The organism is Paenibacillus protaetiae, from assembly GCF_004135365.1.
GTDB classification, from domain to species: domain Bacteria; phylum Bacillota; class Bacilli; order Paenibacillales; family Paenibacillaceae; genus Paenibacillus_AP; species Paenibacillus_AP protaetiae.
Map to the genome: position 1 here is coordinate 2,410,750 of NZ_CP035492.1, position 14,837 is coordinate 2,425,586.

Annotated in this window: 14 protein-coding genes; 1 reads left to right on the top strand and 13 read right to left on the bottom strand. The window is 49.7% G+C overall.

Translation table 11 applies throughout. From position 1 onward, the window contains the following. Positions 1 to 173 precede the first annotated feature (173 nt). Complete coding sequence (locus tag ET464_RS11225) at positions 174 to 2,126, top strand: ABC-F family ATP-binding cassette domain-containing protein (RefSeq protein ID WP_129440907.1); 1,953 nt, start codon at positions 174 to 176, stop codon at positions 2,124 to 2,126. A 340-nt stretch (positions 2,127 to 2,466) separates the two neighbouring features. Here the strand turns inward: ET464_RS11225 and ET464_RS11230 are convergent, their stop codons facing one another. The 13 genes from ET464_RS11230 to ET464_RS11285 form a co-directional block, all read right to left on the bottom strand. Further along, positions 2,467 to 3,117, bottom strand: a complete 651-nt coding sequence (locus ET464_RS11230; RefSeq protein ID WP_129440909.1) for a response regulator transcription factor — start codon at positions 3,115 to 3,117, stop codon at positions 2,467 to 2,469. 20 nt (positions 3,118 to 3,137) lie between these two features. Beyond that, the gene (locus tag ET464_RS11235) at positions 3,138 to 5,390 is read right to left on the bottom strand and encodes an ATP-binding protein (protein WP_129440911.1); all 2,253 of its coding nucleotides are present in this window, start codon (positions 5,388 to 5,390) and stop codon (positions 3,138 to 3,140) included. Positions 5,391 to 5,535: 145 nt separating this feature from the next. Then, positions 5,536 to 5,703, bottom strand: coding sequence for a competence pheromone ComX (comX, locus tag ET464_RS19840; protein WP_165279981.1), 168 nt, complete (start codon positions 5,701 to 5,703; stop codon positions 5,536 to 5,538). Positions 5,704 to 5,837: 134 nt separating this feature from the next. Next, complete coding sequence (locus ET464_RS11240) at positions 5,838 to 6,758, bottom strand: polyprenyl synthetase family protein (protein WP_129440913.1); 921 nt, start codon at positions 6,756 to 6,758, stop codon at positions 5,838 to 5,840. Between the two features lie 111 nt (positions 6,759 to 6,869). Next, the gene (locus ET464_RS11245; RefSeq protein ID WP_129440915.1) at positions 6,870 to 7,076 is read right to left on the bottom strand and encodes a hypothetical protein; all 207 of its coding nucleotides are present in this window, start codon (positions 7,074 to 7,076) and stop codon (positions 6,870 to 6,872) included. A gap of 57 nt (positions 7,077 to 7,133) precedes the next feature. After that, positions 7,134 to 7,958 carry an ABC transporter ATP-binding protein gene (locus tag ET464_RS11250; RefSeq protein ID WP_129440926.1) on the bottom strand — a complete coding sequence of 275 codons (825 nt, stop codon included), beginning with the start codon at positions 7,956 to 7,958 and terminating at the stop codon, positions 7,134 to 7,136. A 606-nt stretch (positions 7,959 to 8,564) separates the two neighbouring features. Further along, positions 8,565 to 9,623 carry a tRNA (adenosine(37)-N6)-threonylcarbamoyltransferase complex transferase subunit TsaD gene (gene tsaD / locus ET464_RS11255; protein ID WP_244226766.1) on the bottom strand — a complete coding sequence of 353 codons (1,059 nt, stop codon included), beginning with the start codon at positions 9,621 to 9,623 and terminating at the stop codon, positions 8,565 to 8,567. A gap of 89 nt (positions 9,624 to 9,712) precedes the next feature. Next, positions 9,713 to 10,189: a ribosomal protein S18-alanine N-acetyltransferase gene (rimI, locus tag ET464_RS11260; protein ID WP_129440931.1), complete on the bottom strand. Its 477-nt coding sequence runs from the start codon at positions 10,187 to 10,189 to the stop codon at positions 9,713 to 9,715. Continuing rightward, complete coding sequence (tsaB, locus tag ET464_RS11265; RefSeq protein WP_129440933.1) at positions 10,186 to 10,995, bottom strand: tRNA (adenosine(37)-N6)-threonylcarbamoyltransferase complex dimerization subunit type 1 TsaB; 810 nt, start codon at positions 10,993 to 10,995, stop codon at positions 10,186 to 10,188. Before tsaB ends, rimI begins: the two co-directional genes overlap by 4 nt. Beyond that, positions 10,988 to 11,479, bottom strand: a complete 492-nt coding sequence (gene tsaE, locus ET464_RS11270; protein WP_129444303.1) for a tRNA (adenosine(37)-N6)-threonylcarbamoyltransferase complex ATPase subunit type 1 TsaE — start codon at positions 11,477 to 11,479, stop codon at positions 10,988 to 10,990. The genes tsaB and tsaE overlap by 8 nt, the downstream gene beginning before the upstream one ends. 22 nt (positions 11,480 to 11,501) lie before the next feature. After that, entirely contained in the window at positions 11,502 to 12,575 is a 1,074-nt protein-coding gene (gene thiL, locus ET464_RS11275; RefSeq protein ID WP_129440935.1) for a thiamine-phosphate kinase, read from the bottom strand. Positions 12,576 to 12,595: 20 nt separating this feature from the next. After that, positions 12,596 to 13,468 carry a YitT family protein gene (locus tag ET464_RS11280; RefSeq protein WP_129444305.1) on the bottom strand — a complete coding sequence of 291 codons (873 nt, stop codon included), beginning with the start codon at positions 13,466 to 13,468 and terminating at the stop codon, positions 12,596 to 12,598. A 188-nt stretch (positions 13,469 to 13,656) separates the two neighbouring features. After that, positions 13,657 to 14,739 (bottom strand): HD-GYP domain-containing protein, encoded by a 1,083-nt coding sequence (locus ET464_RS11285; RefSeq protein WP_129440937.1) that lies wholly within the window; start codon positions 14,737 to 14,739, stop codon positions 13,657 to 13,659. Positions 14,740 to 14,837 lie beyond the last annotated feature (98 nt).

A 14,837-nucleotide genomic window follows, 5' to 3' on the forward strand; every position in this document is an offset into this window, starting at 1 on the left:
GTTCACCTGTTCTGCAGATATGATTCAGCCGCCGGCAGTTGCATCTGAACATATGCTCGTATTATTTGTAGTTTACCATTGTTATGCAACTTTCGCCAATGGCAGGACAACTTTATGGTACACTAGTCATAAGCAACCGCTTTGTTGCAATTATGGGTTGGAGGTTCATTGTTATGCTGCTGCAAGTATCCAATATTTCTAAAAGCTATGGAATTGACGTCATCCTTTCCGATATTTCCATGCAGGTGCTGGAGCGAGAACGAATTGGCATCGTAGGCATAAACGGCGCGGGTAAATCTACTCTTCTTAAAATCATAGCCGGCGAGCTGTCCGCCGATTCCGGTGCTATCCATAAATCAAAAGAAACAAAACTAGGCTATTTGGCCCAGAACAGCGGTCTTCAATCTAACCGCACTATAATAGAAGAAATGCGTTCCGTCTTCGACCATTTGATTCAGGCCGAGCAGGAGCTGCGTGATCTTGAAGCGCAGATTGCCGATCCGGAACTGCATGCGAATGAAAAACGGTATGCAGAAGTGCTTGAGCGTTATTCCCGCAAATCCGACTGGTTCCGCGAGCAAGGCGGATTTGAAATGAACACGCGTATTAACAGCGTGCTCCACGGCATGGGGTTTGGCCATTTTCCTGCCGATACTTTAATTTCAAGCTTAAGCGGCGGCCAAAAAACGCGCCTCGCGCTGGCCCGCATTTTGCTGCAGGCACCCGACCTGCTGATGCTCGATGAGCCAACCAACTATTTGGACATCGAAACGCTGACCTGGCTGGAAAGTTATTTGCGCAGCTATCCTGGCGCTATCGTCGTTGTTTCCCATGACCGCTATTTCCTGGATGCCATTGTGCAAACGATTGTCGAAATTGAACGTCATTCCGCCAAACGCTACACCGGCAACTACAGCCGGTACATTGAGCTGAAAGCAGCCGAATATGAATCACAGCTGAAGCAGTACGAAAAACAGCAAGATGAAATTTCGCGTATGGAACAATTCGTGCAGCGAAATCTGGTGCGTGCTTCTACAACGAAACGTGCCCAGAGCAGACGCAAAGCACTGGAGAAGATGGAACGTTTGGACCGCCCGGCCGGCGAGCTGAAGAAGGCGAGTTTTTCTTTTGAAATTGAAAAACAGACCGGCAAAGATGTTCTTGACGTTCGTTCCCTTGCTGTTGTCTTTAAAAAAGACCGGGAGCCGGATAAATTGTTATTCCAGAATGTAAGTTTCCACCTTTCGCGCGGCGAGACAATAGCGCTTATTGGCCCTAACGGCATCGGCAAGTCCACGCTGCTAAAGGTACTGGTCGGCGAACTGCAGCCGGCTGCCGGAAACTTCAGTTGGGGCTCTAATGTCAAGCTTGGTTATTACGATCAGGAACATACCGGATTAAATCCCTCTAATACAGTGCTGGAAGAGGTCTGGTCGCATTATCCACACCTGGAGGAAGTGCGGATCCGCACAGTGCTGGGCAACTTCCTGTTCAGCGGCGATGATGTGCAGAAGCGGATCTCGTCCTTAAGCGGCGGGGAAAAAGCACGCGTTTCGCTTGCGAAGCTGATGTTGAAGCAAGCGAATGTGCTTATTTTGGACGAACCGACTAACCATCTGGACTTATTCAGCAAAGAAGTGCTGGAATCCGCGCTGCTTGATTATGAAGGCACGCTTCTCTTTATTTCCCATGACCGTTATTTCCTGAACAAAATGGCGGAACGGATTGTCGAGCTTTCTTCGACAGGGACCGAGCATTTCCTAGGAAATTATGATGATATGCTGGAGAAAAAACGCGATCTGGAGGAAGCAAGGCTTGAAGCGCTGGCCAAACAAACAGCCGCTGCTTCCAAAGGGCAGTCAGCTCCGGAAGCTCCAACGGCTGTAAATTCATACGAAGCCGAGAAGCAGGCAAAACGCGAGGAACGTAACCGCCAGCGCAAAATCGAGCAGCTGGAACAGCAAATTGCAGAACTTGAACAGCAGCTGTCCGTGCTTGAGCTGCAGCTTGCCGACCCGGCTGTCTTTAACGATTATATCCGGGTATCGGAAGTCCAGGCCGAGATGGAGCAGACGAAATCAGCGCTTCAATCCGCTTACGAGCAGTGGGAGCAGCTATTAAATTAACAACCAATAAGTCAAGCCAAAAGCCGTATTGCCTCCAACAAAGGGCATTGCGGCTTTTTCCGTTACAACCGGTCAAGATCGCGCAGACAGTTACGGCTCGTTAGCAAAATGCCCTGCCCCCGCTGCACCGACTGCAGGATCACATAACCGCCTGCTGCCGCCTAACCCAATCAAAAAAAGATGCTTACGCCATAAAGGCGTAAGCATTGAGAGGGAAAACTATGTCGAAGTACTGCAAGCGGGATAACGGTTGGCCGCAGCCTTGGTTATCCCATATAAGTAATGCCAGCCGGCAACGAGTGACCGGGCAGCAATAACTTCCATCATCAATTGGGCAGCTTCAAAACTGCTCCATACGAATTAAACCAAGCCGTTTGGCTTCCACAATAGCTTCGGAACGCGAACGGACCGCCAACTTCTCGAATATTCTCGATAAGTTATATTCAACCGTCCGCTGGCTCATATGCAGTTTTGCCGCAATGTCCTTATTGCTGTTTCCGGATGCTACCTCTTGTAAAATTTCCTGTTCGCGCTCATTGATGGATACTTCCTCAATGATTTTTTCGCCACGCGTAATTTTAATTTCGTTACGCCTTAATTGTTTCAATAATGAAATCGGAATGACAGCTTCGTCCCGCATTGCGCTTCGAATGGCATTATGAAGTTGGTCTCTGGATGCTGTTTTTGATATAAAACCACACACGCCATTTTCAATTAGCAAATTAAAATGGGTACTGATTTCATAGCCGGTGTAAATAAGCACCTTGCGGTCGGAATCCTGCTGGATCAGCCTTTTGGCAAGCTCCAGCCCGCTTATGCCAGGCATATTTAAATCGCATAAAATAATATCAAAAACTTCTTCTTGAATAATGCCAAGCGCCTCCATAGCGGACAAAACCACCGTCACTTTCATGTCAGGGTCCTGTTCAATCATCGTCTTCGTCCCTTCTCCAACGGACGGATGATCATCCACCAATAAAATTCGAATCACGCCGGCAAACCCCTTTCTAACTACTGCCTTTCACTTGTCATCGTTTCCGGCATTACAATTGTAACTTCCAGCCCTTTTCCCTTTTCGGATCTGAAAGTAATGCTGCCCTCAAGGCTCGCAACACGTTCCTTGATGCCGGATAAACCCATATGTTCAAAAGAGGCTTCCATGGAATGGACATCCATGCCAATTCCATCATCCGAATAGTTTAAATACAGGTAGCCTTTACGCTGATCCAGCTCAAGCTTAACCAGATTTGCTCTCGCATGCTTGGATGCATTGCGGAGCAGCTCCTGAACGATCCGGTAAATAACGGTAATTTGTTCTTCGTTAAGCTGTTCGCCGGCAAACGGCTTTGCCCGGAAGTCAACCGCAAAGTTGTCTCGCATTTGAGCATGTTCAATAATGCTCTCTATCGCTTCAACAACCCCCATCTCCTTTAATAATGGAGGACGAAGCTCGTTGCAGGTTTCCCGAATTTGATGAATAACATCAAGCAAACCTTCCTTAATATCTTCCAGTTCATGATTTAATTTGTCCGACATCGGATGGTCAATCATGACGCTTTCCAGTTTGCGATACCAAAGCAGCTGGTCCTGCAAAGCGGAATCATGCAAATCAGCCGCCAGCTTCCGCCGTTCGTTCTCTGACAATGTAAACAAAAGGCGCAGAATCCAAGGCGAAGTGGTATGTTCCCTTTGCACTTCCGATTTCAAATCATCAATAAGCCCTTCAACGAGATACAGGTTCTCAAATACGATGCTGGCGTAATTCGCCATCGTCTTCAACCATCTAAGCTCGTCCGAATTAAACCTCGTATGGTTTGTTTTCGGGCCGATCCATACGACATGAATGCTGGAGCGCTGCTTTCCGATTACAAGCCCAAGCCCGGAAGGCAAATCTACCATCTCGCCAACTTGCAAAATATCGGATATTTGCAGCAAAAAAGCTATTGTCCGCTTTTCTTCTTCCGTTTGCCCTTCTGTTCCTGTCACTCCTTCAATTTGATCCACTTGAATGAACTCAATTTGATTGACGGGAAGCAGCTCATTAATCTCCTGGCGTAATGCGATTTGCAGGTCGGTTTTTTTCATAATGCGGGCAATTTTCCGAGAGAAGCGATCCAGGCTGTCCTGGTAACTGTACATGGCCTTAAACATTCTCGGGCGAAAACGGTGATCTATCAGCTCTTTTATGTACAGGAACAACGTAATGCTAATATAAATAATGGCAAACAACTGTATCGTTTTTGTCCAGAAATGATTGGACTGCTGCTCAACCATCAACGCCAGCACAAAAATAGAAATGAGCAGCGAAGGCACAAACGACAAAGATGTATAATACTTAAACCTGGTTAATATAAAATCAATGTCGAACAATTGGTTCGAGGTCAGCAAATACAAATACACGATAGGCAATACAAACAAAAAGAGAGCTGTAAATGCTGCCGGAATAAATTGTTTATACCCTGTCATCAGCGGCAAAAGGTTCATAATGGTGAACGGTGTGAAAGCAACCAAATGCGCCATTAATGTAATTTTGAACAAGGAGTTAAGTTTCGACTTCCGATGCTCAAAAAACCGGTAAAACAGATTGAACACACAGAGCAGATTCCCTAACAAAATAATCGCACTGTGGACCATTTTCATATAGTTGTAAACTTCGATCGAAAACAAATCGGTCCAAAAATAAAGAAGGCTTACTAAGGTTAGTATAGCTGACATTGCATACAATGCTGCCAATACTTTTGCGTTCACGAAGCGAACGTAATATTTCTGCAAATAAATGTTCATGAAGCTCATAAACAACAACGGAATACATGGCAATACGATATAGATGATCGACAGCCCGACCGGGTCGCTCCGGTAAGACGCGGATGATCCGTAATAACTGAGGCCAATCGACATAAAAAACACGATGAGCAGCAGCGCTGCTTTATCATGTCCACGTTTCGAATAAAGAAGCATTGAAAATGCGGTAAAAATAATTAACGATAAACCCGGTATGTAAAATTGGATTAACAGCTCCCAATTGGAATGGTCGCCTATCCATTTTTCTTGAAAATAAATCGTTTGCTCCACTTGATTCGGATGCAAAACTTTAACGCTGTGCGCTCCTTCTATTGAGCCGTATTTGCGGACGTTTTTAAAATCGCTGACATTCCCGCTGTCAACCGTTTGGACCCGGTCTCCTATCCGGATGCCTTTGACATCTGCTTGTCCGGCCGGCTCCGTGCTTTTGACAATGTAACCGCCGGCAGAATCCTGGACCAATATTGCCCCGATAGAAGGTACTCTAATAATACTTGCCGTGAGGTACAAAATCACCACGATTAATACTATCAGGGAGAGAAGCGCTGTTAATTTACTTATGAGCCGTGCCTTCACTTAGTTCTCTCCCTTTTGACTTAAACTCTTATTAGCTCCACATAAAAGAGTAGCCGTCTTTTTTTCCTTCTTTGTTCAGTTCGCCAAGAAGTGCTTTTTGTTCAGCTACAGAAACGCCTGCAAGCTGGAGTTGTCCACCCATCACCATAGACAGTTTTTCCTTGCTCATCGCCAACGAACGAATAGCCTCTTTCAACATTTGAACTCCTCCATCCCATTCTAATAGATTTACTTGCCTATCACTACTATAACAGGAAAAAGTTCGACTTCAAACGCCAATATAGTTCGTAATTCCCGCAATTGTAGTTGCGGTTATGTAAAAAATAGTAAATTTTATGCCAGTAATTGCATAAAATAATCTCTAAACGGGGGACTTTCCGGTACTGAATCTAGTAATTCCTCAAACCGGTTATAGTGCATACGACTCATAACCGAGCCATATAAGATCGTCCCCGTCCGCTCGCAAGCTTCCTTCAACAAATGATGCTTGTCCCGAATGTCATCCTCTTGCAGGCGCCCCTCCAAATAATCGGCGATCCATTGGTCGTTTTCCGCTGCGCTCTCCTGCAAAAATAAGGTCAGCAATGTTTTTTTGCGGTTAATAAAATCGCTTTTCTCATCCCATCGCAGCAAATCTCTCAAATCGTTGCGAATTTGGGCTGCCATTCCGATTTCGCCTGCATACTCGGCTACAGTGTCATGCCAGCCTTGTCCAGCGAGCATCACGCCGGCCATACAAGCCAACACCAGGATTGCAGCGGACTTCTGCCTGATCATCTCAAAATAATCCTGCTCTTCCTGAATAGCGTTAGCCAGATCCAGCATTTGCCCGTTAGCAGCTGTAATCAGCTGATTGTTCATCATTGCTGCCAGCCGCAGGCGTATCTCTGCGTTTTCGCCGCATTCCATAAGCGCCTGCTGCGACAGTGTTATCAGCGCTGTAGCTGTATTCAGCGCCATCGGAAGCGGCACTTGCATCCAAGCTTTGGAGGGCGCATCCTGATCCTGGATATCGTCCAAAATATCCGACGCCAAAATAAACAATTCAACCGCTGCCGCCGCTTTGTATACGATGTCGCTTACACCGCCAAACATGCGGTAATGCAAAATGGTCAGCTGCCCGAAATGAACGGGCTCTTTCCGTTTTTCATTTACAAACAGCTGCGCATGACAAAAAAGGGGCGCCGCCGTAAAGCGCTCCTTAATCAGCTCGTCCAATTCATGTTCCATTCTAATCCGGTCTTCGTTCATCATTCCAATGCCCCCACCCGACTATGTTCCATTTTATTGTACAGAAGCCGGAAATGTTGGGCAATCAAATCTGTTCGTCCAGCATGACCAGCTGCTACACAAAAGTAAACAGCTTCATGCACTTTTTGAACCATTCTTTCTTCTGAGGCTGTTTATGAAGTTCCCCCTGTCATGGCTTTCGATCTCGTCCAAATTGCCTGTTTGTCCTATCGCCTCCTCATTTAGACGCTTTAACAGCATCGCAATCATTTCCATTCGTTTTTCCACTACATCGCTTCGTTGCCAAAGCTGGCTTTCCATCATGCTGCGTCCTCGTTCCATTCCTAAAGACCTCCTTAAGACTGCGCATCCGCGCATGCCGTATCGTAAGCAGCCCTATTAGCGATCCGAAATAACAGACAGGGAGTTTCTCAAATCCGTAAATTTCGCAAAACTTACCCATTCAGCCAAATGCGGCAGCGTAAATGCCGGCTCATTTTTTTGCTCAAGCGCAAAGTGGACATAAACGGCTTCCATCGTCAGTCCGCCCGAAGGGATTCTGGCGATAAGCCCCTGCGGCGAATCACAGCTGACAAGCTTGCCTTTTCGCATCACGGCAACCCGGTCACAATTGCGCTGGGCTTCGCCCATGTCATGGGTAGCGATAACGATAGTTTTGCCTTGGCTTTTTAGTTCCAGCAAAATTTCCCAATACTCCGAACGCGTCTGCTGATCCAGCCCCGTCGTCGGCTCATCCAAAAAGATGATTTTGGGATCGTTGACCAGTGTAATGGCGAGCGCGAAACGCTGCTGCCATCCGCCGGACAGCCGCTTAACCATTTTATGCTCGTAAGGCCTAAGCCCCAGACGATCCAAAATGGCGTCCAGATCATTTTTCTTATGATAAAAAGACTGAAACAGATCCAATGCTTCCCGAACCGTCATCTTATCCACCAGCGAAGTGTTCTGCAAATGTATACCGATATGCTCCTTCAAGCTTTCCGCTTCAAGCTCCGCATCCATATTCAGTACTTTCACGCAGCCCTCGTCAGGCTGACGCAATCCTGTCAGCAATTCAAGCAGGGTCGATTTGCCTGCCCCGTTCGTTCCGATAATCCCGAACAGTTCCCCTTCCTTCACTTGAAGAGTGACCTGTTCAACTGCGCTGTTCGCTCCGTAATACTTGCTTAATGAGCTGACCTGAATGACTGTTTGTCTATCCACTGCCGTTCTCCCTCCATTCGCGCTTGAATCAGACTTTAATAAAGCTGCCGACTAATGATTTGCTATTGTCCACTTTACAGCAGGACAACCAGCTTTTCACCGAAAACAATACTGCGGGATAGCGTAAATATGTTGCGGTGCCGCAAGGGACATTTTCCGTTCAAAAGGCGATTAGGAAAGGGAAGGATCATAAGGAATTAATCACCATATGCTTGGATGCTCTATTTATCCACAACTATATCCACAACCGTTGACAAATTGTTAGTCAATTCTGTCGATACTAGCATAGAACAATAAACGGATTGTAAAGGTCGTCACGATTCGACAAATGTCTGCATCTGTAAATTCGAATATTTATCCCTGTTATCCACATTACCCACAGGGTGATTGTGAAAATAATATCCACTTTTCCACCACAATGCGGAAGCCCCAAAACATGAGTATTTATAAGGGGTTTTGGCACTTATGCACATACATTCTAAGGTTGTGGATAAGAGCAATAACAGCTGGCTATTCACTCGTTTGGCAGCGGAGACGCAACAAAAAAAGCCTGCCGTCTCTAAAAGCGAGACAACAGGCTGATCTTCTTTTGACTTCCTCTATTTGCTACTCGGATTGTACAGACCAGGCTTCTAACGAGAAGGAAGGCTCCGCCTTCATATCCAGCTCTGTAAATTCACCTCTTGCCCATTTCAAATGGGCGGCAGCGCCAATCATGGCGGCGTTGTCTGTGCATAACGAAAGCGGCGGCACCAGCAGTTCAATGCCTTCATGGCCGCAGCGCTCCGCAAGCGCCGCACGCAATCCGCGGTTAGCCGCAACACCGCCGCATAACAACAGCTGCTTCGCTTCATATACCCGCAACGCGCGAACGGCTTTTTCCGTTAAAACCTCAACTACAGACTCCTGAAATCCGCGGGCCAATGCCGCCTGGTTCAGTTCTTCGCCTTTCATATTGGCTTGATTGATGACAGCAAGCACGGCTGATTTCAACCCGCTGAAGCTGAAATCAAAGGAATCCGCCTCCAGCCATGCGCGGGGAAGCGGCACAGCCTCCTCCGCTTCGGCAGCAAGTTTGTCGATATGCGGTCCGCCCGGATACGGCAAATGGAGAGACCGGGCTACTTTGTCATATGCTTCGCCGACCGCATCGTCACGGGTCTGTCCGACTACGCGGAATTTCCCCTCGGACTCCAGCAGCACAAGCTCGGTATGTCCGCCCGAAGCGACAAGCGCCATGCACGGATAAACGATATCATGCACAAGCTGATTCGCATAAATATGCCCCGCAATATGATGCGTCCCGATCAGCGGAATCCGAAGCGCCATTGCCAGCGCTTTTGCCGCTACAACCCCAACGAGCAAGGCGCCGACAAGCCCTGGCCCTTGCGTAACAGCCACAGCCGACAAGCGATTCATCGGAATGCCCGATTCTGCAATCGCCTGCTCGATCATAAGCGTGATGATCTCTACATGCTTGCGGGAGGCGATTTCCGGCACCACGCCGCCAAAACGGCGGTGAACTTCAACCTGGCTCGACACTACGTTGGACAAAATCGTTTTGCCGTCTTGCACTACGGCAGCCGAAGTTTCGTCACAGCTTGTTTCAATCGCCAAAATATAGCTTGCTTCACCGTCAGCTTGAGTTGGATTAGATTTATTTATAAGTTGTTTTATACAATTATCGCTCACGTTCATTAACTCCTAAAGGTTGAAGCCTGCGCCAAAGCGCAAGCGAGAATGGTAGTAACAGGTTAAGCTATAATATTACGTTCCAGCTCCGCCCACATTATCAGCGCATCTTCGTTATTATCGGAATAATAACCCGGTCTTACGCCGGACGGCTCAAAGCCAAGCTTGCGATACAAATTTTGGGCGACCGTATTGGACACGCGAACTTCCAGCGTCATCCGTTCCGCACCGTAAAATACCGCTTTATGCTGAAGCTCCGACATAAGCAGCCTGCCGAAGCCTTGTCCGCGGCAATCGGAACGTATCGCTACATTCGTTACATGCGCTTCATCCACAATGACCCACATGCCGCCGTAGCCGATCAATTCTCCGCCAGACTCCATAACGATATACTTGGCGAACATGTTGTTCGTCAGCTCGTTGGTAAAAGCGTCCGATGTCCACGGCGTTGCAAAAGCTTCCTGCTCAATCTCCTCGACAGCCGGAATATCGGCAAGCACCATCGGCCGGAACAGAACATTCCGTTCCGCCCCCGTCATGGCTGGCCTGCTTCCGCCTGCTTGGCGAGCAGCTTCACTTCGGCCTCAACAAGCTGGGTATAATTCGGAATAAACGTATGGACATTTTCCGTCTGCCCTGCCCGCAGCTTCGCGCGTCCGAGCTGCGCCAGCCAGCGGCCTTCCAAATCGTAAGGCAGCAGCTCTACCTGTACGCCCGCCGCCCGGCACTGCTCGCGCAAACGCTCCGCTTCCTCCAGATGCAGCTTCAAGTCGCCCGTCACGTAAATGCGCTGGACGCCGGCGTCTTCCTGCGCTGCCCGGCCTGCCATATCATCCGCCCAATCTTTCATCAGCCGGACGCCGTCCGCCGCAAAACAGGTCCAGCCGGCTTCAGCCGACTGTTTGTAGCCGCCCGTATATACTTGGCCGCGCCGCGCATCCATAATCGGCAGCACCCACTCGGTTCCGGCGGATGTGCCAGCTGCTTGTCTTCCGCCGGAAAGGGCACCGGCATGCAGCCCGCCGTAAGCCATTGCCTCCAGGCTGCTGACCGCAGCCAGCGGTTTTCCCCATGCCCAGGCGAGCGTTTTGGCTGCTGCTACGGCAATGCGCATGCCCGTATACGATCCGGGACCTTGGCCGACAACGATACCGCCAAGCCCGTCCGGACTTACTCCGCTTTCGTCTAAGAGCTGCTGCAGGCGGTTAATGATTTGCACGGAATGGTTCCGTTCCGCAAACGATTGTACCTCGCTCAGCACTTGATCCCCTTGTATAACCGCCCCGGCCAAACAGGCCGTTGACGTATCAAAAGCGAGAACCGGGCGTTCTATTTCGTTACTCATTTTTTTGCTCTCCCATCTCATTCAAAACTTCGCACCAAGCGGCATACGGCTCCCCGATTCCTTTGATCCGGATCACCCTTGCATCGCCGCCTGCGTGCTCCAAAAACAGCTCAAGCCGCTCCGGCGGGAGCAGCTCTTCGATCAACCGGGCCCATTCCACAATCGTGACGCCTTCTCCGTAAAAATAATCGTCAAGCCCCAGCTCGTCCGCTTCTTCCTGCGAAAGCCGATACACATCCATATGATAAAAGGGCATTGCAAGCCCTTCGTATTCTTTAATAATCGTAAAGGTTGGGCTGTTCACCACCGCCTTTACGCCAATCGCCGCAGCAAACGCTTGCGAGAACGTTGTTTTGCCCGCGCCTAAATCGCCGTCCAAGGCGAGCACCGTTCCCGGTCTCGACCATTCTGCCAGCAGCCGCGCCAGCTCCGCCGTTTGTTCGCGGCCGGCAGCATGCCATATGGCTTCGCTTGTTGTCTCCATATCGTTAACACACCCATCCATGTTACGCAAAATGATTGTATCCCCGCTTCGCCAGCGGAATCCGTCTAACCGCCTTGGAGCCGCTCCAGCCTGACGCTTCCGCGATCAGCTCCACCCCGGGCTCGCCCGCCTCCGTCTCGCCGATTATAAAAAACGGCAGCCCTTCCCGGCGGAACAACTCCTGCAATGGCTTGGCATCCTCGGCGGCGGCCGTGCCAATCATGGCATAATCTTCGCCGCCGTACAGCATCCACTCCAGCGGCTGAACGCCGGCATCGCGGGCGTAAGCCGCAAGGCTTCCCGCGAGCGGCAAATCCCGCTCGCGAAGTACAAGCCGAAGCCCTGACGCTTCGGCGATTTCCCATGCTTCGCTGGCGAGGCCATCGCTCACATCGTTGAGCGCGGTGCATGTCCCGCGCTCCAGCAGCAGGCGGCCCGCCCGCACCGAAGGCGCCGGGCGGCGATGCGCCTGGACAAGCGCGGCCGCCGCTTCGCCGCAGGCGGCCGCAGGTACAGCGCCCTCGCCCGCATGCGGTTGGGCGAGCAGCGCATGCAGCCCGGCCGCGGACATGCCGACGGGGCCGGTCACAAAGACGGCATCGCCGGGACGGCTGCCGGTGCGGCGCAACGCGCGGCCCGCTTCGACGGCGCCAAGCACTGTGACGGCGACGACGAGATGCTGCGGCGACGAGGTCGTGTCGCCGCCGGCCACCGCTACGCCGTATCGTTCGGCGCAGGCGTACAGTCCGTCGTACAGCCGGCGCACCCGCTCCGGACCGAAGCTTCGGGGCACACTAACCGATACAAGCGCCTGCAGCGGAATGCCGCCCATCGCCGCAATATCGCTCACATTGGCGGCGAGCGCCTTGTAGCCGATATCTTCGTCCATCATCGTTGCCGCATTAAAATGGACCGTCTCCACCATCGTATCTACCGCAGCGACGATTTGGCGCGGACCAGTCAAACCATCTATCGGCACAGCCGGATCAAGCAATGCGGCATCGTCGCCAATGCCGAGCACAACGCCCCGCTGCTGCTGCCACTGCTTCGCCTGGCGGCCTTCCGTCCAAAGCCGAATGCTAGCAAATTCATCCACTTACAGTTTCCTCCGGCTTCCTAATGAATATTCCGTTTTTTGAACCGGCCGCCCTTCACATCGTGAATATTGCCTACCGCCAAAAACGAAGAAGGATCCAGCTCTTCGACGATCAATTTCAGCTTCGCTTCCTCAAGCCGGTTAATGACCACAAAGATCACTTTTTTGGAGCCGCCGGTAAACCCGCCTTCGCCGTTCAAATACGTAACGCCCCGCCCAAGGCGGTTCATGATGGCCGATCCGATCTCCTGCCATTCCTCGCTGATGATCCATACCGACTTCGATTCGTCAAAACCTTCAATGGCAATATCAATCATTTTATAAGCGATAAAGTAGGCAATAAGCGAATACATCGCACTGTCCCAGCCAAATACAAAACCTGCGCTTGATAGTATAAAAAAGTTAAAAAACATCACCACTTCGCCAACCGAAAACGGCAGTTTTTTCACCAGCAGTATCGCTGCAATTTCCGTGCCGTCCAGCGACCCGCCGAAACGAATAACAATGCCGACCCCCATCCCGAGCACAAGGCCGCCGAATATCGACGCTAAAAATAAGTTAGGCGTGAGCGGGGCGACAGGGTGAAGGAAATAAGTGCCGAGCGACATGACGGTAACGCCGTACAACGTCGATAAAGTAAAAGTTTTCCCAATCTGCTTATAGCCGATGATGAGAAACGGGATGTTAAGTACAAATAAAAAAAGTCCGAGGGGTACCTGCATCACATGAGCCAAAAGAATGGAAATCCCTGTAATCCCGCCGTCAATAATATGATTCGGAACGAGAAAAATTTCCAGGCCGACAGACATCAATAATGCGCCGATTGTAATAAAAAGCGCCCGCCGCGCCACAGTTAAAGCCGATAAACGATGATGCTGTTTGGTCTGTGTCATGGGCTGCATACCTACGCCTCCTCTTGAGACCCGATTTCTATTATTTTACCCCATGCGCATTTGAAATCATAGCTGTTGGTACTTTCGTCCGCATAAAAATATCGTTTCATAGCGCTGAAACGGCAAAAGGACAGCCCCTCTTAATAGACAGAGGCTGTCCCGCGCTACAACAAGTCCGCAAACACCGGCTACATTTCTTTGACAATCGTAATATGCACTTCATCTTTTAACTCCAACTCATACGGTTCCTTGGGCAGCGTTCCGTTCGCTTCCATAATAATCCGCACGCGAGGACGGTGAAGAGCAAGCTCATTATTCGCCGATACGACGCCGATCTGTCCGGTGCTGAGCAATAAAGTGGTGGAGATCGGATAAATGGAAATATGCCGGCAAAATAATTTAATCAGCTCAAAATCAAAAAAAGTGTTGCCGGCAGCAAACAAATATTCAATCGCTTCGGCAGGCGAATACCTTCTGCGGTGTGGCCTTGGCGAAGTCATCGCATCATACGTATCCGCCAAGCCGACGATTTGGGCGTACGTATGGATCTCGTCTTCCTTTAAACCCCGCGGATAACCTGAACCGTTAAATCTTTCGTGATGCTGCAATGCACAATGAGCCGATACAAGCGAAATATCATGATATTTGCGCAAAATATTGAAGCCTTCGGTTGTATGGCTTTGCACGATTTTCGTTTCTTCCGGAGTTAGAGCGCCCGGGCGTGCAACAAGCTCTGACGGTATCTTGGTCATTCCGATGTCAAACAGCAGCGCGCCGATTCCAAGCTCCTCCAGCTGAATGCGGTTATACCCTTTGGCTATGCCGATAATTCCCGCCAGCACCGCAACATTAACGGAATGCTGGAACATGTAAGCGTCCAATGTATGTATATTCGTTAGCGTAACAAGCACGTTAGGGCGTGAAGCCAAATCCTGAATAATTTCGCCAAACGCGCTGCGGAATTTTCTTCCCATATCCGGCGCGATTGTCCTGCCTTTTACAATATGGTTATCTTTAAACTCCATCATCGTTTTGTAGACGGTATCTATAGCCTGCCTGCGTGTATCTTCCTGAATCGTTTCCTCCGGTATCAGATCTTCTGTCCGGCCATCCTCTATGTAAATCACATCGATGCCCAACATTCTTAAACGGCTAATATAACGCTCGGTCAATTCGACGCCTTCTCCAAGCAATACATGACCGTTCTCCTGGAAGATGGCTTTGGCGAGCTTGTCCCCTTGGTTGACCTGATCGATATGAATTTTTCTCATAGACTTGTTCCCGCCTTTAATTCAAGATAAGCCTTTTTCCAATTGTATTTTAACAAATTCACCGTTAGCTGACTATCTGCGAAACAAAGTTCGTGATA